This window comes from Methylobacterium dankookense, assembly GCF_902141855.1.
Classification (GTDB): domain Bacteria; phylum Pseudomonadota; class Alphaproteobacteria; order Rhizobiales; family Beijerinckiaceae; genus Methylobacterium; species Methylobacterium dankookense.
Genome location: NZ_CABFVH010000025.1, coordinates 35690 through 59582, shown reverse-complemented (window position 1 = coordinate 59582; position 23893 = coordinate 35690). Strand labels below are relative to the sequence as shown.

Here is a 23893-nt window from a genome sequence, read left to right as displayed (position 1 = left end):
GGCCCCGCCCGAAACGGTCAGCGCGCAGCGGGCAGGCTGACCTTCACGGAAGGCCGGCCGGCCTCGGCGGCAGGGAGGTCCGGGCCGCCCCAGCGCCGGGCCTCGATGCGGAGAGTGCCCCAGCCCGTCGCCACGGAGATCGAGAGCGGCAGCAGGATGCCGTCGAGGGCCGGCGCGAGGCGGACCTGCATGTCGTCGTTGGCCGCCATCCGGCGCACGTTCGGCCCGTTGGCGCGGTGGCCCGCGATCGGCACCCAACGCACGCGGCAATCGAGGACCGGGCCGCGATAGGCGCCGTCCGGCAGCGTGACGAGGCTGCCGCGCGACAGGACGAGGTCCGCCCGCGAGGCCCCGTCGAAGGCCGCGATGCGCCGGTCGCACAAGCCGGGCGCGAGCGGCCCGGAGCCCGCGGGGACCGCGAGCATGCTCAGGGGATCGACGATGCCGGTCCGGTCCTGCGCCGTCACGGGCACGCGGTCCGGCCGGGGCGTCGGTTCCGGCTCCACCGTGACGTCGCGGGCGCGGCCCTCGGCGATCTGCATCGCCACGCGGATCGGCTTGCCGGCATAGCGGCTCTCGACGCGGAAGGCGCCGCTCACAGCGCCCGTTCGGCCGCGGCGCCCGGACATCGTCGCGGTGCCGGACCCGTCGAGGAAGAAGCCGGCGAGGCCGCGCAGCCCCGCCCCGAGGTCGAGGGCGTAGCGCTCGCCGTCCTGGCTCATGGCGAGGTTCGCCTCGCCCACGGGCAGCCCGAGGAACAGGATGTCGTAGGTCGCGGTGAAGCGGCCGGACGGCTCCGCCGCGGCGCGTCCGGCCGGGCCGAGGGCGGCCAGAGCCAGGAGCGCTGCGCCGGCCAGTCCCGCGGGAATGAGGCGACCCTGCATGCGCGGCCCTCCGCCCGCGGATGCGGAGCCTACAAGGGCGGCGCATCGGCCACAATCCGCGGCGGCCTCGCCCAAACGCGTCCTAATCGAGGTCGGCCCCGCCGCACCTGTCGCCGTGGCCCGCGATGACGCGTCTCAGGAGATCGATGAGGATCGCCTGATCGGGCGCGTCGAGGGCCGCCACGGTCAGCGCATGGGCCTCGTAGGCGGCGGATTCCATCGCGGCGTGCAGGGCTTCGCCCTCCGGCGTCAGGCGGCAGAGCTGCGCCCGGCGGTCCGCCGCCGAGGTCGCCCGGTTGACCAATCCGCGGGCAGCGAGCCGCTTGAGGGCGCCCGTGGTCGTCGTCCGGTCGAGGGCGACCGCGTTGGCGAGCGTGGTCTGGTCGGCCTGCCCGAGGTCCCGCAGCAGCGAGAGCAGGCTGTACTGCAGCGGCGTGACGCGAAATGCGGCACAGCGCTCCGAAAACAGGCTGACGTGGATCTGGTGCATGCGGCGGGCGAGGAAGCCGGGCCGCTCGGACAGGGGCCACGGCCCTGCGCCCGCGGGCGCGCCCTCCTCTCTGGGCGCGCGCTCCATGACCGCTCCCGCCACCTCCGCCATCACCCCTCTCCTTAGAACCGATCCGGTCTTGGCACGCTGCATGCAATGCGGAAATGCGAAGCACACTGCGTTTTTGTCGAGAGCGCGGTTCGCACGAACCGGGCCGGACCGTTCCGGCAGAGATCACGAGGTCGAGAGATGGACAATCGCCGCTACGATCTGGTCCTGCGCGGTGGGCGCGTCATCTGCCCCGCCTCCGGCATCGACGGCATCCGCGACGTGGCGGTGAAGGACGGGCGCATCGCCGCGGTGAAGGAGGCAATCCTGCCCTCCGCCGCGGCCGAGGTGGTCGACGTCTCGGGCAAGCTGGTGCTGCCCGGCATGATCGATACCCATTCCCACGTCTATCAATACGTCACCGGCCGCTTCGGCCTGAACCCGGACATGGTCGGCGTGCGCTCGGGCGTCACAACGGTGGTGGACCAGGGCGGCCCATCCTGCATGACGCTGCCGGGCTTCCGCCACTTCATCGCCGAGCGCTCGCAGACGCGGGTGCTGGCCTTCCTCTCGGCCTATCTCGTCGGCGGCCTCGAAGGGCATTTCTACCCGAACCTCTACAGCCCGGACGGCGTCGACATCGACGCGACGGTGAAGTCGGCGGTCGAGAACCGCGACCTCGTGCGCGGCATCAAGGGCCATGCCGAGATCGGCGGCTTCGCCCGCTGGGGCATCAAGGTCATGGAGATGGCCGCCGAGATCAGCCGGCGGGCGGACCTGCCGCTCTACGTGCATTTCGGCCAGCTCTGGGGCCTGCCGGAATCGGGCGCCAACGGCGAGGATGCCGACACCATCATGGAGCGGGTGATCCCGCTGCTGCGTCCCGGCGACGTGCTGGCCCATCCCTTCACCCGGCATCCGGGCGGCTTCATCAACGAGGAGGGCGAGGTCCACCACATCATCCGCGCCGCGATGGATGCGGGGCTGAAGGTCGATGTCGGCCACGGCAGCCACTTCTCCTACCGCGTGGCCCGCGCCTCGCTGCCGGCCGGCGTGATCCCCTACACGCTCGGCGCCGACATGCACGGCTACAACACCGAGGTGCCCGAGGCGCCCCAGCCCGCCGGCACGCCGGACGAGCACCACGACGACGAGAACCACCCCTTCCTCGGCCAGGCCCGCTTCAGCCTCACCCAGGCGATGAGCTCGATGATGGCGCTCGGCATCCCGCTGGAGGACGTGGTGCCGATGGTGACCACGCACCCGGCCGCGATGCTGCGCATGAGCGATCAGCTCGGCGCCCTCAAGGTCGGCTTCGCGGCGGACGTCTCGGTGCTGCACGACGACCGCGGCCGCTTCCTCCTGCGCGACAACGAGGACACGAAGGTGGTGGCCGAGCGCCTGCTCCGCCCCGCCTTCTGCCTGCGCGCCGGCAAGCGCTTCGAGGCCGATTCGCCGATCCTCCCCCAGGCGATCGCGGCCTGAGGAGGCGGGCATGCCCTTCATTCTCGACGATCCGACGCCGCCGGATCCCCGCCGCCGCTGGGCGGACCTCGACCGGGCGGCACGGGGCGCCGCCTACGACAACAATGCCGGCGTCCCCGACAGCGCGGCGCAGGTCGCCGCCCGCAACGCGGCTTCCGCGGAGTACCGGGCCGCGCATCCGGCGGGGCTCGACATCCCCTATGCCGGGGCCGAGCGCGCCGCCTTCGACCTCTACCCGGCGGCGGACCCGCGGGCGCCCTGCCTCGTCTTCGTCCATGGCGGCTACTGGCAGCGCAACGCGCGCGCCGACTTCGCCTGTTTCGCGGAGGGCTTGAACGCCGCCGGCTGGTCCGTGGCGATGCCGGGCTACACCCTGGCGCCGGAGGCGAGCCTCGCAGGGATCGTGGCCGAGATCGGCGCTGCCCTCGACTGGCTCGCCGCGCACGGGCCGGAGCACGGCATCGGCGGGAAGATCGTGCTCTCGGGCTGGTCGGCCGGCGCGCAGCTCGCCGCCTTCCATCTCGGCCACCCCGCCGTGGCGGCGGGTCTCGCGATCTCCGGCGTCTACGACCTCGCCCCGATCCGCGACACCTACCTGAACGACAAGCTCGCGCTGACCGATGCCGAGATCGCGACGCTCTCGCCGCTGCGCCTGCCGGTGATCCCGAAGCCGCTGGCCATCGCCTATGGCAGCCGGGAGCTGCCGGCCCTCGTCCATGACGGGCGCAACCTCCACGCCCTGCGCAGCGCCGCCCATGCGCCGGGCATCCTCATGCCGGTGCCGGGCGCAGACCACTTCTCGATCCTGAACGGGTTCCGCCGGCCGGACGGGATGCTGGTGCGGGCCGCCCAGGCGCTCCTGGAGGATGCGCGATGAGCGCGGAGGGCGTCGGGGCGCGCCTGCCCCGCAAGGAGGACGACCGCCTGATGCGCGGGCGCGGCCAGTATGTCGGCGACATCCGCCTGCCCGGAATGCAGGACGTCGCCTTCGTGCGCAGCCCGCTGGCCCATGCCCGCATCCGCGCGATCCACGTGCCGGAGGCCTATCGCGACCGCGTCTTCACCGCCGCCGGCCTCGACGGCGTCCTGCCGATCCGGGCGGTCTCGGGGCTGCCCGGCTTCAAGGTCTCGGAGCAGCCGGTTCTGGCCACGGGCAAGGTCCGCCAGGTCGGCGAGTTGGTGGCGATGTGCCTCGCGCCGACCCGAGCCGAGGCCGAGGACATCGCGGCGTCCGTGGTCCTCGACCTGGAGGAGCTTCCGGCAATCCACGACATGCTCGCCGCCCGCGAGCCCGGCTCCGCCCTCGTCCACGAGCATTGGGGCGACAACGTCTTCCTGGAGACGCTCGTCGATGTGGACATCGCCGCCGCCTTCGACGCGCCGATCCAGGTGAGCCGCACCATCTCCACCGGCCGGCAATGCATGGCCCCGATCGAGGGCCGCGGCACCGTGGTGCAGCTCGATCACCGCCTCGACCAGCTCGTCGTCCACACGGCGACCCAGATGCCGCACATCGTGCGCAACGGCCTCTCGGAATGCCTGGGGCTGGAGCAGGGTCGCATCCGCATCGTCTCGCCCGATGTCGGCGGCGGCTTCGGCTACAAGGCGATCCTGCTCGCCGAGGACGTGGCGCTCTGCTGGCTGGCGCTCCGCTGCGGCCATCCGGTCCGCTGGCTGGAGGATCGGCGCGAGCACCTGACCGCCAACGCCAATTGCCGCGAGCACCATTACCGCATCACCGCCTATGCCGAGCGCGACGGCACTTTGCGCGGCATCGATTGCGAGGCGACCGTCGATTCCGGCGCCTACTCGGCCTACCCGTTCTCGGCCTGCCTGGAAGCCGCGCAGGTCGCGAGCATTCTGCCCGGGCCCTACGATTTCCCGAGCTATCGCTGCCGCACCTGGTCGGTCGCGACCAACAAGTGTCCGATCCTGCCCTATCGCGGCGTCGCCCGCACCGGCGTCTGCTTCGCCCTCGAACTGGTGCTCGACGCGGTCGCCCGCGAAGCCGGCCTCCCACCGGAGGTGGTGCGCGAGAAGAACCTCGTTCGGCCCGAGCAGATGCCGTTCGAGAACATCACGCGGAAGCATTTCGACAGCGGTGACTACCCGCAGGCGCTGGCCCGTGCCCTGGCCTCCATCGACGTGGAGGCCGTGCGCGCCCGCCAGCGGGCGGGCGAGCCGGACGGCCGCCGCATCGGCCTCGGTCTGTCGATCTACTGCGAGCAGGCGGCGCACGGCACCTCGGTCTATTCGGGCTGGGGCATCCCGATGGTGCCGGGCCACGAGCAGGTTTCCGCCCGCCTCACCCCGGATGGCGGGCTGGAGCTTCGGGTCGGCGCCCACTCGCACGGCCAGGGCCTGGAGACGACGCTCGCCCAGGTCGCGCACGAGATCCTCGGCGTGCCGGTCGCCCGCACCCGCCTCGTCCACGGCGATACGGCGATGACGCCCTATTCCACCGGCTCCTGGGGCTCGCGCGTGATGGTGATGGCCGGCGGCGCGGTGGCGGCGGCCTGCGAGGCGCTGCGCGACCGCGCCGTGCGGATCGGCGCGCATTTGCTCCAGGCGCGGCCCGAGGAATGCCGCTTCGAAGGCGGCCATGTGGTCGGGCCGTCCGGCGATGTGCCGCTCGAAGCGATCGCCCGCACCTGGTACCGGCGCCCGCAGGATCTCGCGCCCGACACCGATCCCGGCGGCCTCGAAGTCACCGCCGGCTACAAGCCCGTGCGCGATTCCGGCACCTTCTCCTACGCGGCGCACGCGGCCGTGGTGGCGGTCGATCCCGATCTCGGGGCGGTGGAGATCCTCGACTACGTCATCGTCGAGGATGGCGGCACCCTGGTGAACCCCCTCGTGGTGGACGGCCAGATCTATGGCGGCCTCGCGCAAGGCGTCGGCACGGCGCTGTTCGAGGAGATGCGCTTCGACGCGCGCGGCCAGCCGCTGGCCTCGACCTTCGCCGACTACCTGCTGCCCGGCCCGGCCGAGGTGCCGATGGCGCGCATCGACCACATGGAGACGCCCTCGCCCTACACGCGCTTCGGCCAGAAGGGGATCGGGGAAGGGGGCGCCATCGCCCCGCCGGCCGCGCTCGCCAACGCGATCAACGACGCGCTCGGAGCCCTCGGCGTCGAGATGCTGCATTCGCCCGTCACCCCGCGGCGCATCGTGGAGGCGGTGCTCGCCGCCCGCACGGGCCCCCAGCAGGCGCGGGAGGCCGCATGAAGCCCGCCCCCTTCGCCTGGGAGCGCCCGGCGAACCTCGCGGCCCTGCTCGAACGCGTCGCCACAGCGCCCGGCAGCGTGAAGCTGATCGCCGGCGGCCAGTCCCTCGGCCCGATGCTCAACCTGCGCCTCGTCGAGCCGGACCTCGTCCTCGACATCACCGGCATCCCGGAGCTGCGTCAGGCCCGCGTCGAGGGCGAGACCCTGGTGCTCGGCGCCTGCGTGACCCATGCCGACATCGAGGACGGGCGCGTGCCCGATCTCACCGGCGGCGCCCTCCAGCGGGTGGCCTCGGCCATCGCCTACCGGCCGGTGCGCAACCGCGGCACCATCGGCGGCAGCCTCGTCCATGCCGATCCGGCCGCCGACTGGGTGAACGCGCTCACCGCGCTCGGCGCCGCCGTCGAGATCGCGGGCCGGAACGGCCGGCGCACCCTGCCGCTCGAGCGCTTCGTCACCGGGGCGCTGGAGGTCGCGCTGGAGCCCGGCGAGATCCTGCTCGCCGTCCGGATACCGGCTTTGCCCGACGGGACCGCCTGGGGCTACGTCAAGCACTGCGCCAAGATCGGCGAGTTCGCCCACGCCATCGGCGCCGTGCGCATCGAGCCCGGGGCTGGCCGGGGCCGCGCGGTGATCGGCGCCGTCGAGGGGCCGCCCGTGCTCCTCGCCGATGCCCGCCCGCTCTTCGGCGGCCGGATCGGCGCCGACTTCGCCGAGCGCTTCGACCCCGCCGCCGCGGATGCCGCACTGCGTGCTGCCGGCATGGCCGACGCCGTCGAGCGCCACGTCCACGTCACCGTGCTCGCCCGCGCCGTGGCGCAGGCGGCCCGGCCGAATCCCCTGCCGCTTCCGGAGGCCGCATGAGCGCCGCACTGGCGGACCCCGAGGCCGGCCGCATGGCCCTCGCGCTGACGGTGAACGGCCGCCCCCTGCGGGTCGAGGCCGAGCCGCGCAGCCATCTCGGCGACGTGCTGCGCGAGGGTCTGAACCTCACCGGCACCCATCTCGGCTGCGAGCACGGCGTCTGCGGCGCCTGCACGATCCTCCTCGACGGCGAGCCGGCCCGGGCCTGCCTCACCTTCGCGGGCGCCTGTGCCGGCGCCGCCGTCACCACGGTCGAGGGGCTCGATCACGACGAGGTCGCCGCGGAGCTGCGCGCGGCCTTCAACCGCGAGCACGCCCTGCAATGCGGCTACTGTACGCCGGGCATGCTGGTGGCCGCGCGCGATCTCGTGCTGCGCCTGCCCGAGGCAGACGAGCGCCGGATCCGCGTCGGCCTCTCCGGCAATCTCTGCCGCTGCACCGGCTATGCCGGCATCGTGCGGGCGGTGACGCGCGTGATTGCGGACCGCCGCGCCCGCGGCATCGCGGCCCAGACGGGGGAGGGGCGGGCCCTCGGGCCGGTCGGCGCCGGAATCGGCCAAGGGATCGGCGAGACGATCGCGGAAGCCGTCGCCGCGGCCCCGATGTCCCGGCCGGTCCCGGCCGTGCCGGTGGCGTCGGCGGATCTCGACGGGACCTTCGCGCCGGCCCACCGCTTCACGCAAGGGATCGAGCTCGCCCATCCGCCCGAGGCGGTCTTCGCGCGCTTCGCCGATATCGAGGCGGTGGCCGCCTGCCTGCCCGGCGCCGTGCTCGCCGGGCGGCCCGCGCCCGATACGGTGGAGGGCGGTCTCCAGGTGCGGATCGGGCCGATCGCGGCAACCTTCCGCGGGCGCGCCCGCATCGCCCGCGACGAGGCCAGCCTGAGCGGCCGCGTCCACGGCGCCGGCAGCGATGCGGGCGGGCGCTCGGCCACCGAGGGCGAGATCCGCTACCGGGTCGGCCCCGGCGCGGCCCCCGGCACGGCGCGGGTCGAACTCGACGTGGGCTACACGCTCACCGGGCCGCTCGCCCAGTTCGGCCGTCCGGGCCTCGTGCGCGACCTCGCCGGCCGCATCGCGGCGGACTTCGCGCGCAACCTCGACGCCCGCCTCTCGGGCGCCGCGGCGCCGGCCCCCACCGGCCTCAACCCCCTTCGCCTGGCCTTCGCCCTGGTCCGCGCCCGCATCGCGGCCTGGCTCGGCCGCGCCTGACCCGTCACCCCGCCCCGTTCGCCTTAACCCCACGGAGACCCGAGAATGCCCGCCCGGTTCACCCTCACCACCGCGATCCTGCTGGCGCTGACAGTCACGGGCGCGCGGGCGGATGCCATCCGCATCGGCGTCAACGAGCCCCTGACCGGGCCCTTCGCCGCGTCGGGCACCTATGTCGTGAACGGCGCCAGAATCGCGGCCGACGAGATCAACGCCAAGGGCGGCGTCCTCGGCCGCAAGATCGAGCTCGTGATCGAGGACAACAAGAGCAATCCCACCGAGGCCGCCGCGGTCGCCGAGAAGCTGATCACCAGCGACAAGACCCCGGTGATGATGGGCGCCTGGGGCTCCAGCCTGACGCTCGCAGTGATGCCCAAGCTCGCCGATTACGAGGTGCCGATGCTGGTCGAGACCTCCTCGTCGGGCAAGATCACCACCTCGGGCAACCCGTTCGTCTTCCGCATCTCGCCGCCCTCGGCGCTGGAAGCCGAGACCTTCGCGCCGATGGTGGCCAAGCTTGGGCTGAAGAAGGTCGACTTCCTGGTGCTGAACAACGATTTCGGCCGCGGCGCCGCGGCCGATTTCGGCAAGATGCTGAAGGACAAGGGCGTCCAGGTCGGCATGGTCGAGACCATGGACCAGGGCGCGCAGGACATGAGCGCCCAGCTCGCCAAGCTGAAGGCCTCCGACAGCGACACGATCATGATCACGAGCGCCGTCGACCAGCTCGTGCTGCTGTTCAAGCAGATGGCCGCCCTCGGCATGAAGAAGCGCGTCATCACCACCGGCGGATCGCAGAACCCCGACCAGATCATCGCCCAGGCGGGCTCGGCCGCCGACGGCACGCTGCACCTCACCACCTTCCTGCCCTGGATCCCCGAGAAGACGCCGAACCCGACGGCGACCGCCTACTTCATCGGCGAGTGGAAGAAGCGCGGCTTCGAGTTCGCCGGCGTCACCGAGAGCTTCCGCGGCTACGACGGCATCCGGACGATCGCGCAAGCCATCGAGAAGGCCGGCAAGGCCGAGTCCGCCGCCATCACCAAGGCCCTCTGGTCGGTGGACTTCACCGGGCTCAACGGTCCGATCCGCTTCGCCAAGTCCGGCCCCGCCGGCAAGGAGAGCGGCCAGAGCAAGCCCGACGTCTACCTCATCGAGATCAAGGACGGCCGCGTCGTCGTGCCGACGCTGTGAGGCCAAGCGACCGCCCTCTCCACTCTGCGCCGTTGGGTGCGCCAGTGCCGGATGAGGCGCGGGTCCCCTCTCCCGTTCGGGAGAGGGACAGGGTGAGGGTCGAGAACGCGCCGGAAGGGGCTCGAAGGGAGCCGCCTCGCCGCCGCGACCAATCCAGACACTTCTCATCCCTCACCCCATCCCTCTCCCGCACGGGAGAGGGGGCGCGTCGCGGATCCCGTGCGAGCCCTGCGCGCAGCACACCTCCCGCAGAGGGGCGAGGGAAAAGCCCACGCAATCCCACCACGCCGATCCATGAAACCCGGGGCCGCCCATGGACCAGTTGATCCAGCACCTCGTGAACACGCTCATCCTGGGCGGCACCTACGCGCTCCTCGGGATCGGGCTGACCCTGATCTTCGGGATCATGAACGTGGTGAACTTCACCCACGGCGCGCTCTACACGGTGGGCGCCTATCTCATGTATCTCGCCGTCGCCGCGCTCGGGCTGAACTTCTTCCTGGCGCTGCCGGTGGCGATCCTTGGCGGCCTCGTCTTCGGGGCGGCGATCGAGGTGCTGCTGCTGCGGCCGTTCCGGGGCTCGGACATCGACACCACCATGCTGGTGATGATCGGCGCCGGCATCGCCCTGCAATCGGGCACGCTCTGGATCTTCGGCGGCGTCGCCAAGGCGATTCCCTCGCCCTTCCCCGAGGCGCCGCTGCAGGTCGGCCCGGTCTCGGTCTCCTGGCTGCGCCTGTTCGTGCTCGGCGCTGCGCTCGGCCTGATCGGGCTGACCTACGCGCTGATCAACCGGACGAAGCTCGGGCTCGCCATGCGTGCCGCCTTCCAGGATTCGGATACGGCGGCGCTGATGGGCGTCAACGTGCGGCTCATCTACACCGCGACCTTCGCGCTCGGCTCCTCGCTCGCCGCCGCGGCCGGCGCGCTGCTCGGGCCGGTCTACGTGGTGTTCCCGCAGATGGGCGGGCTCGCCGAACTCAAGGCCTTCGCCATCGTCATCCTCGGCGGGCTCGGCAACGTCACCGGGGCGGCGATCGGCGGCTTCATCCTGGCCCTCGCCGAGGAGCTCGGGGCCGGCTACGTCTCCTCCGGCTACCGCGACGCGATGGGCTTCCTGATCATCATCGCCGTGCTGCTCTACAAGCCGACCGGCCTGTTCGCGAAGGCGGAGCGCATCGGATGAGCCGGCTCCTCCCCCTGGCGCTGCTCGCCGCCCTCGTCGCCCTGCCGTTGGCGCTCGGCGCGAACCCCTACCTCCTCAACGCGCTGATCGTGACGGGCATCGTGACGATCGGCGCGATGAGCCTGAACCTGCTCCTCGGCTTCACCGGGCAGCTCAGCCTCGGCCACATCGCCTTCTTCGGCATCGGCGCCTATGTCAGCGCGCTCACGAGCCTCGGCTTCGAGGTGGAGATCGGCTTCGGCCTGCGCGTGGTGCACGAGCCCTGGCCGGCGGCTCTCGGGCTCCTGCTCGCGACCCTCGTCGCGGGCGCCTGCGGCTACCTGATCGGGCGCCTCTCCTTCCGGGTGCGCGGCGCCTATTTCGTGATCGTGACGATCTCCTTCGCCGAGGTCGTGCGGCTCGTCGCCCTCAACTGGGTGGAGCTGACGCAGGGGCCGCTGGCGCTCACCAACATCCCGGCGCTCACCTTGGGGCTGCCCGGCCTCGGCGCCTGGACGCTGAAGACCAAGCTGCAGAACTACTACCTCGTCCTCGCGATCGGCACGCTCTGCTACCTCGTGATCGCCCGCCTCGTCGGCTCGCGCTTCGGCCGGGCCATGCGGGGCCTCAAGGAGAACGAGTCGCTCGCGCTCTCGGTCGGCATCAACGCCACCCGCACCCTCACCGTCGCGGCGGTGATCTCGGCGGCGATGGCGGGGGCGGCGGGCAGCCTCTACGCGCATTACCTGCGCATCATCGATCCCGACGTGTTCGCCTTCACCACCACCGTCAGCATGGTCATCATGGTGGTGGCGGGCGGCAAGGGCACGCTGATGGGCCCCGTCGTCGGCGGCCTGATCTTCGGGCTGCTGCCCGTCGCCCTGCGACCGGTCATGGCCCCGGAGGCGCAGTGGATCGTCTACGGGGTCGTGCTGATCCTGATCCTGTTCGTGATGCCCCGCGGCATCGTGCCGGGTGTCTCCGCGCTGCTCGCCCGGCGCCGGCCGGTCCGCGCCGTCCCCGTCCTCGAAGCCAGCCCCATGGTGCAGCGATGAGCGCGATCCTCTCGGTCGAGCATGTCGGCGTGCGCTTCGGCGGCCTCGTCGCCATCGCCGACCTGCATTTCGACGTGGCGCAGGGCGAGATCGTCAGCCTGATCGGCCCGAACGGGGCGGGCAAGACCACCGCCTTCAACGTGATGACGGGCTTCCTCAAGCCGAGCCAGGGCGAGGTCCGCTTCCGCGGCACCGGCCTCAAGGGTCTCCAGCCGCACGAGATCACGCGGCTCGGCCTCGCCCGCACCTTCCAGCGCACCAGCGTCTTCCCCGACGACACGGTGTTCGACAACGTGATGATCGGCCTGCACCGCCAGGGCGCCGCCCTCAGCCGCGCGCCGATCCTCGACGCGCTCCTCGGCCGGGCGGGGGCGAGCGAGCGGCGGCTGCGGGAGCGCGCCGAGGCGCTGCTCGACTGGGTCGGCCTCTCGGCGCGGGCGCAGGAGAAGGCCGGCTCGCTCGCCTATGGCGAGCAGCGCCTCGTCGGGGTCGCCCTGGCGCTCGCCACCGAGCCCGCCATGCTCCTCCTCGACGAGCCGGTCTCGGGGATGAACGCCTCGGAGACGCGGGTCTTCGTGCGGCTGATCCGGCAGATCCGGGAGCGGGGCGTCACCATCCTGCTCGTCGAGCACGACATGCCGATGGTGATGGAGGTCTCCGACCGCATCGTCGTGCTCAATTACGGCCGCCTGATCGCCGAGGGGCCGCCGGAGCGGATCCGCAGCGATCCGGCGGTGATCGCGGCCTATCTCGGCCAGGGCAGCGCCGCGCGCCGGGCCGCCGCGGAGGTTCAGGAGGCTGCCCATGCTTGAGATCCGCGACCTCGTCTGCGGCTACGGCCACGTCACCGCGCTCAAGGGCCTCAGCATCGACGTGCGCGAGGGCCAGCTCGTCGCCCTCGTCGGCGCGAACGGCGCCGGCAAGTCGACGGCGCTCCGGGCGATCTCCGGCCTCGTGCCCGCCCGCTCCGGCGCGATCCGGTTCGAGGGCCGCGACATCGCGGGCGCCGAGCCCCGCCGCATCCTCGCCGCCGGCATCGCCCATTGCCCGGAGGGGCGGCGCGTCTTCCCACAGATGAGCGTCGCCGAGAACCTCGCCATGGGCGCCTATCTGCGCCGCGACCGGGCCGGCATCGCCGCCGACCTGGAACGCATCTACGGCGAGTTCCCGCGCCTCGCCGAGCGGCGCCACCAGGCCGCCGGCACCCTGTCGGGCGGCGAGCAGCAGATGCTCGCGATCGGCCGGGCCCTGATGGCGCGCCCGAAGCTCGTCCTCTTCGACGAGCCCTCGCTCGGCCTCGCCCCGAACATCGTCGAGCGCATGTTCGCGGTGATCCGCGCGATCTGCGACGCGGGCACCACCGTGCTGCTCGTCGAGCAGAACGCCTTCGCGGCCCTGGAACTCTGCGACCACGCCTACCTGATCGAGACCGGCCGGATCGTGCTGGAGGGTACGGGCCATGCCCTCATCGCCGATCCGCATGTGCGGGAAGCCTATCTCGGCGGCTGAGGCGGCCCGGCCGGCCCGGATCCGCCTCGGGCCGCCCGACCTCCTCGGCGACCGCGACCTGATGCCGGTCGCCGCGGGCGGGCTCCATCTGGTCCTCGTCCGCCACGGGAACGGGCTCGTCGCGGCGGAGCGGGCCTGCCCGCACGAGGGCGCCGACCTCGCCCTCGGCCGCTGCGCCGCCGGCCGGTTGCTCTGCCCCCGGCACCTCGCCTCCTTCGACCTCGACACCGGCGCGGTTTCGCCGGGCTGGTCGTTCCGGCCCCTGCATGTGGTCCCGGTGGAGGTGGCGGAGGATGGGCTCTGGATCACGCCATCGCAGATGGAGGATGCCGACGGAGGGGCGGGTGCACCGTGAGGCTCATTCCTGCCCCATCCCCACCCCTGGGCCCCCCCGCAACGGAGAGGAGAGCGGGCCCAGTCTATGACAATAAGCTTGACGTGCGAGAACAAAACACGTACGCAGCTCCCCACGCGCTGTCCCGCGGCGCGACGGGTCCTGCAACCCGCCGCGCCGTGAGCAGGGAGCCCGAGCCGGATGACCGCCGGCAAGGACCAGGACAGCGCGGCGGTTCCCGCGTCGCCGGCCGGTCAGCCGGTGCCCCGGGCGCCTCTGCGCGACACAGGGCCGTTCTCGGCGCCAGCCCGGACGAACACGGGACAGCGCCGACAGTCCGGCCTGCAGGTCGAGGAACCGATGCCGGGCCCAATACGAGGCCGGGTGCAGGACACGTTACGTCTGCCGAGGACGAGGCTGGGATGGGGGACGCACCGCGTCGCGGGACCAACCCCGATACCAGGCCATCCGAGGTCGGGGTCGATGCAGGCGGGGATCCAAGAAACCGCGACGCTCAAATCGGGGGAGACCGGGCCGGACGCCTCTCTCATCCGCGGGACGCCGGGGAGCCGGGGTTTGCGCAAATCAGTTCAGGGGTCCGCGGCGTCCCGCGTCTCCCTCTCCGGCCAAGCCTCCGGCGTCACCAGGCGCGCGGAGCCGAAGGCGCATGGAGGCCTCATGCGGCGGGTGGGAGACCTCATCCCGGCGGGGCGGGATCGGGGCCGGGCGTCCGCGCTATCGCGCCCCGTGCCAGGCCGTCAGCAGAAGCCGGGTCTCGGCAGCGGGATCGGCGGCCGCCGTCAGGGCGCCCATCACGGCGCAGGCCGCGGCGCCCGCCGCGCGGCAGGCTCCGGCCGTATCGGCCGCGATGCCGCCGAGCGCCACCACCGGCAGCCCCGTCGCGGCAGCCGCTCGGATCGCCTCCAGGCCGAGGGGAGGGCCGTAGCCCGGCTTGCTCGCGCTCGCGAAGATCGGGCTGAGGGTGGCGTAATCGGCCCCCTGGGCTGCCGTCGCGGCCAGCTCCGCGGCGCCGTGGGCGGAGATGCCGATGAGCGCCCCATCGCCGAGCCGCTCGCGCGCCTGCCCGATCCGGTCGGCCTGGTTGCCGGCGAGATGCACCCCATCCGCGCCGAGCTGCGCGGCGAGGTCGATGTCGCCGCCGACCGTGAGCGTGCCGCCCTCCGCGAAGACGCGCTCCGCGACGCGCTCGCCGAGGCGCCGCCGCTCGTCCGGCGGCAGGTCGCGGTCGCGGAACCAGACCCAGGACCCGCCCGCATCGAGGAAGGCCGCCACCGTCTCGACGAGCGGCAGGGCCTGGTCGTTCCGGAGATGACCGAGCCGGTCGGTGACGAGGAGGAGGGGGCCGGGGAGGCCGGAGCGGCGCCCGACCGCCATGCGGGACGCGGATCGCGCCCGCTGTTCTGGCTCGCTCTCGTTCACGGACCGGCATTCCCCTCGGCGGATGGCTGCGGCTCCAAGCCCCTGCGCGGAAAGTCCTTATGTGGACGGTCCTTGCACGGACAGGCTCCCCGCTCGGACATGCCGCCGGTGCCGGACCGGTTCCCTGGCCGGCGGGGCGCATGCGGGCATGGCCCGCTGTTTCACGAAAGCGTGAGCGTCCTCAAGGCCTCTGCTACCAAACGCCGCCCCCGGAGGGCCGGTTTCCGATCCCGGTATTCTACCCCAGGGTCATCCGAGGAGGCATCGTCCTGGTCCGACGCGCATCCTTGCGTCGGACCAATGCCGCCTCGAGAGCGCGCGCTACGAGCCGACCAGCCCGAGCTGCGGGCTCGACGGTTCGGCCCGGCCGCGGCGGGGGATGCGCCCGGCGAGGTACGCGTCGCGGCCGGCCTCCACCGCGCGGCGCATGGCGCGGGCCATGCGGACGGGGTCGTCGGCCTTGGCCACCGCCGTGTTGATCAGGCAGGCCGAGGCGCCGAGCTCCATCGCGATCACCGCGTCCGAGGCCGTGCCGATCCCGGCATCGACCACGACCGGCACCTTGGCCCGGCGGCAGATCAGCTCGAGATTGGCGGGGTTCGCCACGCCCATGCCCGAGCCGATCAACGAGCCCATCGGCATCACCGCGGCGCAGCCGATATCCTCCAGCCGCTGGCAGACGATCGGGTCGTCGTTGCAATAGGGCAGCACCACGAAGCCGTCGTCCACGAGGTGGCGGCAGGCCTCGATCAGCTCGGCCACGTCCGGATAGAGCGTCTCGCGGTCGCCGATCACCTCGACCTTGATCCAGTTGGTGTCGAGCGCCTCGCGGGCGAGCTCGGCCGTCATGATCGCGTCCCGCGCCGTCTCGCAGCCGGCGGTGTTCGGCAGGAAGCGCTTGCCCTTGAGGATGCGCACCGTGTCCGAGCCGTGGCCCTGCAGCGAAACCCGTCGGATCGAGGCGGTGACGATATCGGCGCCGCTCGCCTGGACCGCGTCGCGCAGGATCGCCTGGCTCGGATAGCCGGCACTGCCGATGAACAGGCGCGAGGCGAGCCGCACGCCCGCGATCTCCAGGGTGTCCTCGGCATCCGCGCGGAGCGGCGTGACAATCTGCGTGTCGCTCATGCTCAACCTCCTTGCATGGCGCGGACGATCTCGACGCGGTCGCCCTCGCTGACGGGCGTCCCGGCCCAGTCGCGGCGGCGCACGACGCGCCCGTTCAAGGCGATGGCGATGCCCTCCGGGCTCTCGATGCCCGTCTCCTCGGCTTCGGCCCGGAACAGGGCCTCGACGGTGTCGGCCTCGGCGGTTCGGGGCTCGCCGTTGATCAGCAGGTTCATGCGGAGGCCCTCGTGGTCTCCTCGCGCCGGAAGCGCGCCAGGGTGAAGGGGCGCGCCACGTCGGGAAGCGCGCCCGTGGTCAGCAGCGTCGCCACCGCGTCCGCGGTGACGGGCGCCAGGAGGTAGCCGTTGCGATGATGTCCGGTTGCGGCGACGAGGCCCGGGGCCAGGGTGTCGATGATCGGCGCGTCGTCGTCCGATGTGGGGCGGTAGCCGCTCCACACCGCCTCGACCGCCATCTCCTCGATGCCGGGCAGCACGCGGCGCGCGCCTTCGAGAAGAGCATAGAGCCCGCCCGCGGTGACGCCGGGCCGGAAGCCGCAATCCTCCACCGTCGCGCCGACGATGAGGTGCCCGTCGCCCTTCGGCGCCATATGCACCTGCTCGGTCCAGACCATCTGCGAGAGCGTGCCGGTCTGGCGCGTGGTGCGCAGGGCGATCGACTGGCCCTTGAGCGGGCGCACCGGCAGGGCGAGATGGTCGGGCAAGAGGCCGCGCTCGCCGCTCCAGGCGCCGCTCGCCAGCACCACGGTGCCCGCCGCGACGGTGCCGCGCGCGGTGTGAAGCCCGGTGACGCGGCCGTTGGTCCAGTCGAGCCCGGTGGCGGCGCAATCCTCGACGACCGTCACGCCTGCCGCGCGGCAGGCGGCGGCGAGGGCCGCCATCACGAGGCGCGGGTCGACCTGATGGTCGAGCGGGCAGAGCACGCCCGCGGTGACGGAGGGGCGGAGCGTCGGCTCGCGGCGGCGGACCTCCGTGCCGGAGAGCCATTCCGCGGCGACGCCCGAGCGGCGCTGCAGGTCGTAGCGGAAGCGCAGGCGGTCGACCTCGTCGCGGCCGATGGCGAGGACCAGGGTGCCGTCCTCCCGGTAGTCGATCCCGATGCCGGACACGGCCTGGAGGTCGTCGCGGAAGCCCGGCCAGCGCCCCAGCGAGTCGAGGGCGAGCGGCAGGAGCAGGTCGGAGCCAGGCTCGTGCTCGGCCGCCGGCGCCAGCATGCCGGTGGCGGCGAGGCTCGCGCCCGCGCCCACCGTGTCGCGCTCCACCACGACCACCGAGAGCCCGGCCTGGGCGAGGCGCCAGGCGCCGGCGAGACCGATCAGGCCGCCGCCGACGATCGCCACGTCCGCGCGCTGGGGGAGGGCAAGGCCGGCCGCCGCTTCGCCGAGGCCGCGCCGTTGTCCGATGGGGGAGGCGGGCCAGGATGCCGCGCTCGTTGCCACGCTCGAGATCTCCGCGTCTGCCCGCAGGGATCGATGGCCTTGCTTCGGAGAAGCTGTGGCTCCGTTGCGGAGCCCGCGGTCCAATCCCTACGCCGGTATGAGCCGGATCAGGTTCGAAGGATTTCCGCGCCGCATGCTCGAAGAGCGTGCCAGCGGTTTCTCAGCCCCTTGCCGGGGATCTCCCTGGAACAGGCCGAGATGTGGACCCGGCCGGGCGCGAGGTCAAGACGCCAGGGGGCGCGGGCGCGGACGATAGACCGCCATCGGCTCGCGGAACCCGTCGAGGGCGTGCTCGCCGATCAGGACGGGGTCGCCCCACAGGAAATCCACGAAGGGCTTCGACATCAGCAGCGGCTCGCCGAGCAGGCGGTTGAGCCGGGCGAGGCGGCTGGCGAGGTTCACGTCGCGGCCGATCACCGTGAAGTCGAGGCGCGCGCCGGAGCCGACATTGCCGTAGGCCGCCTCGCCATGGTGGAGCGCGATGCCCGCCGTCACCGGCACGGTGAACTGGTGGAGGGCGTTGGCCTCCTCGAGCGCCGCGAGCGCCGTCTCGGCTGCCGTCAGCGCGCCCTTGGCCGCGCCGCCGAGGTCGTCGCCGGGCTCGCGGAAGATCGCGAGCAGGCCGTCGCCGAGATATTTCAGCACCTCGCCACCCTCGCGCTCGATCGGCGGCACCAAGCAATCGAAGAACACATTGAGGAGGTCGACCGCCTCCTCGGGCGTCATGTCGGCGGAGATCCGGGTGTAGTCGCGCATGTCGGCGAACAGGATCGCCGAGCGGATGCGCTTGACCTGGCCGCGCCGGATGTCGCCCGAGAGGATCGCCCGGTGCGGCTCGTCGCCGACATAGATGCGCAGCACGTGGTCGAGCTGCTTGTTGACGAGGCGCATCTCCATCACGGCGGCGAGCGCCGGCATGACGAAGCGCAGGATCGCGATGTCCTCGTCGCGGAAACCCTCGGGCGCGCGGGTGGCGAAGGTGATGCCGTTGCGGGTGCCGTTGGTGAAGAAGAGCGGCGCCACCACGTAATGGGTGTAGCCGTCGGCCTTCAGCTCCGGGATGATCGCGTAGGCGTCATCGGACGTCTCGGCGAGGTCGAGGAGCAGCCACTCGCCGCTCTCGTGCACCGTGAAGAAGGGACTCGCCCGGTAGGCCTTCTCCGAGACCTCTCCGTGCGGGAACAGGCGCACGGTCGAGCCGGATTCCGCAGTCCAGACGCGACCGATGCCGGAATATTCCGAGTGCAGGGTGTCGATGGCTGTCGAGGCACGCTCGACCGGCACGCCGATCGCGTTGAGCCGCTGCGCGAGGCCCGAGAGCAGGTCGTTGGCCTGCGGCAGCCGCGCGCCCTCGCTGAGCAGCCAGTCGCGGATGGCGACGCAGGGCTGCAGCGCGCCGAAGGGGACGTCGTCCGCCTCCGACCCGTCGGCCAGCGCGGTCGGTGGCGATCGCGGAGCGTCCTCGTCGAGCATCGGTCGAAGGTGGGTTCTCGGCGGGGCAAAGCAAGGCTTGGCCCTGCACGGCCAAGCTATCGCGCAGAAGTTGGGCGGGACGACGGCCGAAGGGTCGGCGTATCGGGCGGCCCGGTCGATCGATGGGTTCTAAGCCTCCTGGCCGCGATGGGCCAGCCCGGAGGCTCCAGTTTTCTCTCAAGCGGGCGGAACATTCGGGCGCGGCACGGCCATCCGAGTTCCCGAAGATGGGGTCCCGGGCCACCGAAATGGAATCCTCGCACGTCACCGGCGGATACGCTGCGCGGTCTCGTACGCAGTAAATCCTTGAAACCGTGAATTCACGTCCGCGTGAGAACACTTGCGCGTCATTTGCCGGACGCGGATAAGCCGAAAGGTCGAGCTTCAACCCGCCGGGACTTGGGGCATCGCGATTTCGGGTTCGACCGGTGCCGATCCAATCCTTTACATTCGATTCCGGCGCAGAGGCCGGCGGTTTCGAAGGATACCGGACGTTGTATGCCGGCGGCTCGGACGTGACGGCCACCGGGGAACGCTTCCGGGCCCGCGTGGACGCGCACCGGCTCGGCCGGGTGATCGTGTTCGACCGGCGCCTCGGCGGGGTGATGCACAGCCGCGACGGCGCCCGGGTCCGCCGCGACGGGTTCGACCATTTCACCCTCCAGCTCCTGTGCAGCGGCCGGTTCCACGGTGGCAGCCCCGGCAACGAGCGCGTGCTCAATCCGGGCGACGTGATCCTGTTCGACATGACCCGGCCGCAGCGCACCCGCGCGGACGGAGCCCATTTCGTGACCGTCAGCCTCGCCCGCGACGTGGTCGAGGCGGTGCTGCCCGACGCCCGCCGCCGCCACGGCGAGATCCTGCCGGCCTCCGAGGCGGGGCTCCTCGCCGACCTGATGGAATCGCTCGCCCGCCGCGCCGGCTCCCTGTCGCCGGAGGCGGCCGGACGGACCTCGCGGGCTCTCGCCGAGCTGCTCGCAGGAGCGTTCGGCGCACCGGATTCCATCGCCGAATCCGCCCTCGACGTCGCGGTCGACCTGCGCCGCCAGCGGGCCGAGGCCTATATCGAGGCCCACCTGCACGATCCGCGGCTCGATCCGGAGCGCGTCGCCGACGCGCTCGCCCTCTCGCGCACCACGCTCTACGGCCTGTTCGCGGCGTCCGGCGGCGTCGCCCGCCATATCCTGACCCGCCGCCTCGAGCGGCTGAGATCGGCGCTGGGGCGGCCGAGCGAGACGCGCTCGGTGACCACGCTGACCTACGATCACGGCTTCACCAGCGAGAGCCATTGCAGCCGTGCCTTCCGCGCCGCCTACGGCCTGCCGCCCGGCCGCTACCGCAGCGAGATGGAGCGGCTCCGGCTCGACGGGGTCGCGAACGCGGTGGCGTCCGAGACGGGCGCGATGCTTGCCGCGTGGTCGCGGGCCCTCGCCTGAGCGGCTGCGCCGGACGAGCGATGCCCGGACGCCTCTCCGGCGCGGCATCGGGCTGGGCGCTCGCAGTCCTGCTCGCCGCGACGCAACTCCTCGCCTTCAGTGACCGCTTCCTGCTGACCCTGGTGGCGACCCCGCTCAAGCGGGCCTTCTCTCTGAACGACGCGGAGCTCGGCCTGCTCCAGGGCTCGGCCTTCGCCATACCCTACGCGCTGGCGCTGCCCTTCGTCGGCGTCCTGGCCGATCGGGGGCGCCAGCGCGGCCTGCTCCTCGCGGGTGTCGTGCTCTGGAGCGGGGCGACGCTCGCCTGCGGCCTCGCCGGCGGCTTCGCGGCCCTTCTCGCGGCACGCGCCGTCCTCGGCCTCGGACAGGCGGTGGTCGGACCGGCCGCGCTCTCCGTGATGGCGATGCGGCTCGATCGCGCGCGCCTCGGCCGATCCGTGTCCCTGCTCACCGCAGGCGCAACCCTCGGGCGCAGCTTCGCCCTGCTGCTCGGCGGTGCGGCTCTCGCTTGGCTCGGCGCGCGCGGCGACCTCGCCCTTCCGGGGCTCGCGCCGCTCGCACCCTGGCAGGCGCTTTTCGTGCTGGCCGTCCTGCCGAACCTCGTCCTCGCCGTGCTGCTGCTGCGCGTGCCGCCGAGCCCCGTCCGGGCCGCGGCGCGCTCCGATGCCGCGCTCGCGTGGCTGCTACGCCGGCGATCCGCCTACCTGCCGCATGCCGGGGGGGCGGTGGGGGCGGTTTTGATGTCCCAGACGCTGACGGCCTGGGCGCCGACCTTCTATGTCAGGGCCTTCGGCCTGAGCGCAGCCGAGAGCGGCCTAAGACTCGGGCTTCTCGTCCTCGTGGCGGCGCCTCTAGGCCATGTCGCGGGCGGCGCCGTCCTCGACCGCCTGCGCCGGCAGGGGCGGGAGGCGGCCGCGCCCCTGCTGCTCGGCCTCGGCCTGTGCCTCGCCGTGCCCGCGACGGCGCTGACGGGGCTGGCGCCGGGCCTCGACCTCTCCTCGGCCGGCTTCGCGCTGCTGGTGGCGCTCCTCGGCTTCACCGGGCCGCCGGGCCTCGCCGGGATCCAGGTCCTGACGCCGCGGCGTCTGCGCGGCCGGGTCAGCGCCCTGTTCCTCGCGGCCACGACCCTGATCGGAATCGGCACCGGGCCGTTCCTTGTCGGGCTCCTGAACGACCGGGTCTTCGGTGAGGCGGGGGTGGGCCGCGCGCTGGTCGCGGTCTTCGCGGTGGCGGGCACGCTCGGCGCGCTCGCGGCCGTCCAGGCCTGGCGCCGCTGGCCGTCACGGGCCCCCAAACGAAACCGGCCGCCCCGCGGGGCGGCCGGCTGATCGGCGTCAGTTGTCGAGGAAGCTCCGGAGCTTCCGCGAGCGGCTCGGATGCTTCAGCTTGCGCAGCGCCTTCGCCTCGATCTGGCGGATGCGCTCGCGGGTCACCGAGAATTGCTGGCCGACCTCCTCAAGGGTGTGGTCGGTGTTCATGCCGATGCCGAAGCGCATGCGCAGCACGCGCTCCTCGCGGGGCGTGAGCGAGGCGAGGACGCGCGTCGTCGTTTCACGCAGATTGCTCTGGATCGCGGCGTCGATCGGCAGGACGACGTTCTTGTCCTCGATGAAATCGCCGAGATGGCTGTCCTCCTCGTCGCCGATCGGCGTCTCCAGCGAGATCGGCTCCTTGGCGATCTTGAGGACCTTGCGCACCTTCTCCAGCGGCATGGCCAGCTTCTCGGCCAGCTCCTCCGGGGTCGGCTCGCGGCCGATCTCGTGCAGCATCTGGCGCGAGGTGCGGACGATCTTGTTGATCGTCTCGATCATGTGCACCGGGATGCGGATGGTGCGGGCCTGGTCGGCGATCGAGCGGGTGATCGCCTGCCGGATCCACCACGTGGCGTAGGTCGAGAACTTGTAGCCGCGCCGGTACTCGAACTTGTCGACCGCCTTCATCAGGCCGATGTTGCCCTCCTGGATCAGGTCCAGGAACTGCAGGCCGCGGTTGGTGTACTTCTTGGCGATCGAGATCACGAGGCGGAGGTTCGCCTCGATCATCTCCTTCTTGGCCTGACGGGCCTCGCGCTCGCCCTTCTGGACCATGTTGACGATGCGGCGGTACTCGCCGATCTCCAGGCCGGTCTCGGAGGCGAGGTTGACGATCTGCTCGCGCAGGTCCCTGACCTGCCGGCCGCCCTTCTCGACGAGGTTCTTCCAGCCCCTGCCGCCGAGGGTGGAGACGCGCTCCATCCAGTTCGGGTCGAGCTCGTAGCCCTGGTAGTGACGCAGGAACTCGTCGCGGGCGACGCCGTGGCTCTCGGCGTAGCGCATCAGCCGGCCCTCGTGGCTGATGAGCTGCTTGTTGATGCCGTAGAGCTGCTCGACCAGCGCCTCGATGCGGTTGTTGTTGAGCGAGAGGGACTTCACGTCGGCGACGACGGTGTCCTTCAGCTCGCCCTGCGCCTTCCCCTGGGCGTCGGTGGCGGGGGTGCCGGAGGCGCGGCGCTCGGCGCCCTCGTTCTGCAGGCGGCGCAGCTTGCGGTAGTTGTTGGCGATCGCGTCGAAGGTCTCCAGGACCCGCGGCTTGATCTCCGCCTCCATCGCCGCGAGGGAGACGTTGTTCTCCATGTCGTCTTCGTCGTCGGCGCCTTCCGGAGGTGCGCCTTCGCCGTCGCCCTCCTCGGCCTCGTCGCCCTCGGTGAGCTGCGGGCCGTTGCGGCCGTCGGGGCCCGCATAGGTCGCCTCGAGGTCGATGATGTCGCGCAGCAGAACCTTGCCGTCGACGAGCTCGTCGCGCCAGATGATGATGGCCTGGAAGGTCAGCGGGCTCTCGCAGAGGCCCGCGATCATCGCCTCGCGGCCGGCCTCGATGCGCTTGGCGATGGCGATCTCGCCCTCGCGCGACAGCAGCTCCACCGAGCCCATCTCGCGCAGGTACATGCGCACGGGATCGTCCGTGCGGTCGGTCGGCTCGCGGGTGGTGGTGGTGACCGCGACGGCGCGCGCGGGCGCGACCTCGGCGACCTCCGTGCCCTCCGCGCTATCCTCGTCGTCGGCCGCCTCGCCGTTGGCGGCCTTCTCGCCCGCCGCCTCGTCGGTCTCCTCGGCTTCGACGACGTTGATGCCCATCTCCGAGAGCTGGGCGAGGACGTCCTCGATCTGGTCCGGGTCCGACTGGCCGTCGGGCAGAACCTCGTTGACCTCCTCGTAGGTGATGTAGCCGCGCTTCTTGGCGAGCTTCACCATCCGCTTGACCGACGCGTCGGTCAGGTCGAGGAGCGGTCCATCCGTCTGCTGCTCCGGAGCGGTGTCCGCCTCGTCCCGTTCCGTTGCCTTCGTCGCCATGATCAGCCTATTGTTTTGTCCGGCAGCTTGGCCGACGGGGGCCGAGGCCGCTCCGCATCAACCGCGCCGCGATGCATGTAGCGCTTCCGGACCCTCCGGCAGCACCCGTCCTACCGTTCTGTATGCAAGCCCGAGGCTTGACCGATTGTTAACCATGCCGCACGAATGCGGCGCGCTCGTGCC

21 protein-coding genes and 1 riboswitch are annotated in these 23893 nt (G+C 72.2%); of the genes, 13 read left to right on the top strand and 8 right to left on the bottom strand.

All coding sequences use genetic code 11. The features are described 5' to 3' along the window. Nucleotides 1–17: 17 nt before the first annotated feature. Nucleotides 18–884: a DUF3108 domain-containing protein gene (locus MTDSW087_RS18025; protein ID WP_144766247.1), complete on the bottom strand. Its 867-nt coding sequence runs from the start codon at nt 882–884 to the stop codon at nt 18–20. 82 nt (nt 885–966) lie between these two features. Next, the gene (locus MTDSW087_RS18020; protein ID WP_144766245.1) at nt 967–1485 is read right to left on the bottom strand and encodes a MarR family winged helix-turn-helix transcriptional regulator; all 519 of its coding nucleotides are present in this window, start codon (nt 1483–1485) and stop codon (nt 967–969) included. 138 nt (nt 1486–1623) lie between these two features. Here MTDSW087_RS18020 and MTDSW087_RS18015 point away from each other — a divergent pair, with 138 nt between their 5' ends. From MTDSW087_RS18015 to MTDSW087_RS17965, 11 genes are all read left to right on the top strand, one after another. Beyond that, complete coding sequence (locus MTDSW087_RS18015; protein WP_144766243.1) at nt 1624–2907, top strand: amidohydrolase/deacetylase family metallohydrolase; 1284 nt, start codon at nt 1624–1626, stop codon at nt 2905–2907. Between the two features lie 10 nt (nt 2908–2917). Further along, nucleotides 2918–3784, top strand: coding sequence for an alpha/beta hydrolase (locus tag MTDSW087_RS18010; RefSeq protein ID WP_144766241.1), 867 nt, complete (start codon nt 2918–2920; stop codon nt 3782–3784). Next, the gene (locus MTDSW087_RS18005) at nt 3781–6135 is read left to right on the top strand and encodes a xanthine dehydrogenase family protein molybdopterin-binding subunit (protein ID WP_144766239.1); all 2355 of its coding nucleotides are present in this window, start codon (nt 3781–3783) and stop codon (nt 6133–6135) included. The genes MTDSW087_RS18010 and MTDSW087_RS18005 overlap by 4 nt, the downstream gene beginning before the upstream one ends. Continuing rightward, complete coding sequence (locus MTDSW087_RS18000; protein WP_144766237.1) at nt 6132–6998, top strand: FAD binding domain-containing protein; 867 nt, start codon at nt 6132–6134, stop codon at nt 6996–6998. The genes MTDSW087_RS18005 and MTDSW087_RS18000 overlap by 4 nt, the downstream gene beginning before the upstream one ends. Beyond that, nucleotides 6995–8209, top strand: a complete 1215-nt coding sequence (locus MTDSW087_RS17995) for a xanthine dehydrogenase family Fe-S subunit (RefSeq protein WP_144766235.1) — start codon at nt 6995–6997, stop codon at nt 8207–8209. The genes MTDSW087_RS18000 and MTDSW087_RS17995 overlap by 4 nt, the downstream gene beginning before the upstream one ends. Nucleotides 8210–8254: 45 nt before the next feature. Continuing rightward, nucleotides 8255–9403 (top strand): ABC transporter substrate-binding protein, encoded by a 1149-nt coding sequence (locus tag MTDSW087_RS17990; RefSeq protein ID WP_144766233.1) that lies wholly within the window; start codon nt 8255–8257, stop codon nt 9401–9403. A gap of 313 nt (nt 9404–9716) precedes the next feature. Continuing rightward, nucleotides 9717–10589, top strand: a complete 873-nt coding sequence (locus tag MTDSW087_RS17985; protein ID WP_144766231.1) for a branched-chain amino acid ABC transporter permease — start codon at nt 9717–9719, stop codon at nt 10587–10589. Further along, nucleotides 10586–11623, top strand: a complete 1038-nt coding sequence (locus MTDSW087_RS17980) for a branched-chain amino acid ABC transporter permease (protein ID WP_144766229.1) — start codon at nt 10586–10588, stop codon at nt 11621–11623. Before MTDSW087_RS17985 ends, MTDSW087_RS17980 begins: the two co-directional genes overlap by 4 nt. Then, complete coding sequence (locus tag MTDSW087_RS17975; protein WP_144766219.1) at nt 11620–12435, top strand: ABC transporter ATP-binding protein; 816 nt, start codon at nt 11620–11622, stop codon at nt 12433–12435. Before MTDSW087_RS17980 ends, MTDSW087_RS17975 begins: the two co-directional genes overlap by 4 nt. Beyond that, nucleotides 12428–13132 carry an ABC transporter ATP-binding protein gene (locus tag MTDSW087_RS17970; protein WP_144766217.1) on the top strand — a complete coding sequence of 235 codons (705 nt, stop codon included), beginning with the start codon at nt 12428–12430 and terminating at the stop codon, nt 13130–13132. The genes MTDSW087_RS17975 and MTDSW087_RS17970 overlap by 8 nt, the downstream gene beginning before the upstream one ends. Further along, entirely contained in the window at nt 13104–13487 is a 384-nt protein-coding gene (locus MTDSW087_RS17965; protein ID WP_144766215.1) for a Rieske (2Fe-2S) protein, read from the top strand. The genes MTDSW087_RS17970 and MTDSW087_RS17965 overlap by 29 nt, the downstream gene beginning before the upstream one ends. Nucleotides 13488–14201: 714 nt before the next feature. On the opposite strand, the gene MTDSW087_RS17960 is transcribed toward MTDSW087_RS17965, so the two are convergent. The 5 genes from MTDSW087_RS17960 to MTDSW087_RS17940 all read right to left on the bottom strand — a co-directional run bounded on the left by MTDSW087_RS17960 (nt 14202) and on the right by MTDSW087_RS17940 (nt 18945). Continuing rightward, nucleotides 14202–14861 (bottom strand): thiamine phosphate synthase, encoded by a 660-nt coding sequence (locus MTDSW087_RS17960; protein WP_144766213.1) that lies wholly within the window; start codon nt 14859–14861, stop codon nt 14202–14204. A 366-nt stretch (nt 14862–15227) separates the two neighbouring features. Continuing rightward, on the bottom strand, nt 15228–16034 hold the full coding sequence (gene thiG / locus MTDSW087_RS17955; protein WP_144766211.1) for a thiazole synthase: 807 nt from the start codon (nt 16032–16034) through the stop codon (nt 15228–15230). Between the two features lie 2 nt (nt 16035–16036). After that, nucleotides 16037–16249 carry a sulfur carrier protein ThiS gene (thiS, locus tag MTDSW087_RS17950; RefSeq protein WP_144766209.1) on the bottom strand — a complete coding sequence of 71 codons (213 nt, stop codon included), beginning with the start codon at nt 16247–16249 and terminating at the stop codon, nt 16037–16039. Beyond that, on the bottom strand, nt 16246–17472 hold the full coding sequence (gene thiO, locus MTDSW087_RS17945; protein WP_186383891.1) for a glycine oxidase ThiO: 1227 nt from the start codon (nt 17470–17472) through the stop codon (nt 16246–16248). The genes thiS and thiO overlap by 4 nt, the downstream gene beginning before the upstream one ends. A 66-nt stretch (nt 17473–17538) precedes the next feature. After that, a riboswitch (TPP riboswitch) is annotated at nt 17539–17666 on the bottom strand. 28 nt (nt 17667–17694) lie between these two features. Then, the gene (locus tag MTDSW087_RS17940; RefSeq protein WP_144766207.1) at nt 17695–18945 is read right to left on the bottom strand and encodes an adenylate/guanylate cyclase domain-containing protein; all 1251 of its coding nucleotides are present in this window, start codon (nt 18943–18945) and stop codon (nt 17695–17697) included. 494 nt (nt 18946–19439) lie between these two features. Between MTDSW087_RS17940 and MTDSW087_RS17935 the strand changes: the two genes are divergently transcribed. Then, on the top strand, nt 19440–20381 hold the full coding sequence (locus MTDSW087_RS17935) for an AraC-like ligand-binding domain-containing protein (protein ID WP_238178839.1): 942 nt from the start codon (nt 19440–19442) through the stop codon (nt 20379–20381). Nucleotides 20382–20401: 20 nt separating this feature from the next. Continuing rightward, nucleotides 20402–21709, top strand: a complete 1308-nt coding sequence (locus tag MTDSW087_RS17930) for an MFS transporter (protein ID WP_144766203.1) — start codon at nt 20402–20404, stop codon at nt 21707–21709. A 6-nt stretch (nt 21710–21715) separates the two neighbouring features. Here the strand turns inward: MTDSW087_RS17930 and rpoD are convergent, their stop codons facing one another. Next, complete coding sequence (rpoD, locus tag MTDSW087_RS17925) at nt 21716–23710, bottom strand: RNA polymerase sigma factor RpoD (protein WP_144766201.1); 1995 nt, start codon at nt 23708–23710, stop codon at nt 21716–21718. Nucleotides 23711–23893 lie beyond the last annotated feature (183 nt).

What these genes read in the sequence shown, in the direction of transcription:
- MTDSW087_RS18025 (WP_144766247.1), bottom strand. Translation starts at nt 884, where the DNA reads ATGCAGGGTCGCCTCATTCCCGCGGGACTGGCCGGCGCAGCGCTCCTG.
- MTDSW087_RS18020 (WP_144766245.1), bottom strand. Translation starts at nt 1,485, where the DNA reads ATGGCGGAGGTGGCGGGAGCGGTCATGGAGCGCGCGCCCAGAGAGGAG.
- MTDSW087_RS18015 (WP_144766243.1), top strand. Translation starts at nt 1,624, where the DNA reads ATGGACAATCGCCGCTACGATCTGGTCCTGCGCGGTGGGCGCGTCATC.
- MTDSW087_RS18010 (WP_144766241.1), top strand. Translation starts at nt 2,918, where the DNA reads ATGCCCTTCATTCTCGACGATCCGACGCCGCCGGATCCCCGCCGCCGC.
- MTDSW087_RS18005 (WP_144766239.1), top strand. Translation starts at nt 3,781, where the DNA reads ATGAGCGCGGAGGGCGTCGGGGCGCGCCTGCCCCGCAAGGAGGACGAC.
- MTDSW087_RS18000 (WP_144766237.1), top strand. Translation starts at nt 6,132, where the DNA reads ATGAAGCCCGCCCCCTTCGCCTGGGAGCGCCCGGCGAACCTCGCGGCC.
- MTDSW087_RS17995 (WP_144766235.1), top strand. Translation starts at nt 6,995, where the DNA reads ATGAGCGCCGCACTGGCGGACCCCGAGGCCGGCCGCATGGCCCTCGCG.
- MTDSW087_RS17990 (WP_144766233.1), top strand. Translation starts at nt 8,255, where the DNA reads ATGCCCGCCCGGTTCACCCTCACCACCGCGATCCTGCTGGCGCTGACA.
- MTDSW087_RS17985 (WP_144766231.1), top strand. Translation starts at nt 9,717, where the DNA reads ATGGACCAGTTGATCCAGCACCTCGTGAACACGCTCATCCTGGGCGGC.
- MTDSW087_RS17980 (WP_144766229.1), top strand. Translation starts at nt 10,586, where the DNA reads ATGAGCCGGCTCCTCCCCCTGGCGCTGCTCGCCGCCCTCGTCGCCCTG.
- MTDSW087_RS17975 (WP_144766219.1), top strand. Translation starts at nt 11,620, where the DNA reads ATGAGCGCGATCCTCTCGGTCGAGCATGTCGGCGTGCGCTTCGGCGGC.
- MTDSW087_RS17970 (WP_144766217.1), top strand. Translation starts at nt 12,428, where the DNA reads ATGCTTGAGATCCGCGACCTCGTCTGCGGCTACGGCCACGTCACCGCG.
- MTDSW087_RS17965 (WP_144766215.1), top strand. Translation starts at nt 13,104, where the DNA reads ATGTGCGGGAAGCCTATCTCGGCGGCTGAGGCGGCCCGGCCGGCCCGG.
- MTDSW087_RS17960 (WP_144766213.1), bottom strand. Translation starts at nt 14,861, where the DNA reads ATGGCGGTCGGGCGCCGCTCCGGCCTCCCCGGCCCCCTCCTCCTCGTC.
- thiG (WP_144766211.1), bottom strand. Translation starts at nt 16,034, where the DNA reads ATGAGCGACACGCAGATTGTCACGCCGCTCCGCGCGGATGCCGAGGAC.
- thiS (WP_144766209.1), bottom strand. Translation starts at nt 16,249, where the DNA reads ATGAACCTGCTGATCAACGGCGAGCCCCGAACCGCCGAGGCCGACACC.
- MTDSW087_RS17940 (WP_144766207.1), bottom strand. Translation starts at nt 18,945, where the DNA reads ATGCTCGACGAGGACGCTCCGCGATCGCCACCGACCGCGCTGGCCGAC.
- MTDSW087_RS17930 (WP_144766203.1), top strand. Translation starts at nt 20,402, where the DNA reads ATGCCCGGACGCCTCTCCGGCGCGGCATCGGGCTGGGCGCTCGCAGTC.
- rpoD (WP_144766201.1), bottom strand. Translation starts at nt 23,710, where the DNA reads ATGGCGACGAAGGCAACGGAACGGGACGAGGCGGACACCGCTCCGGAG.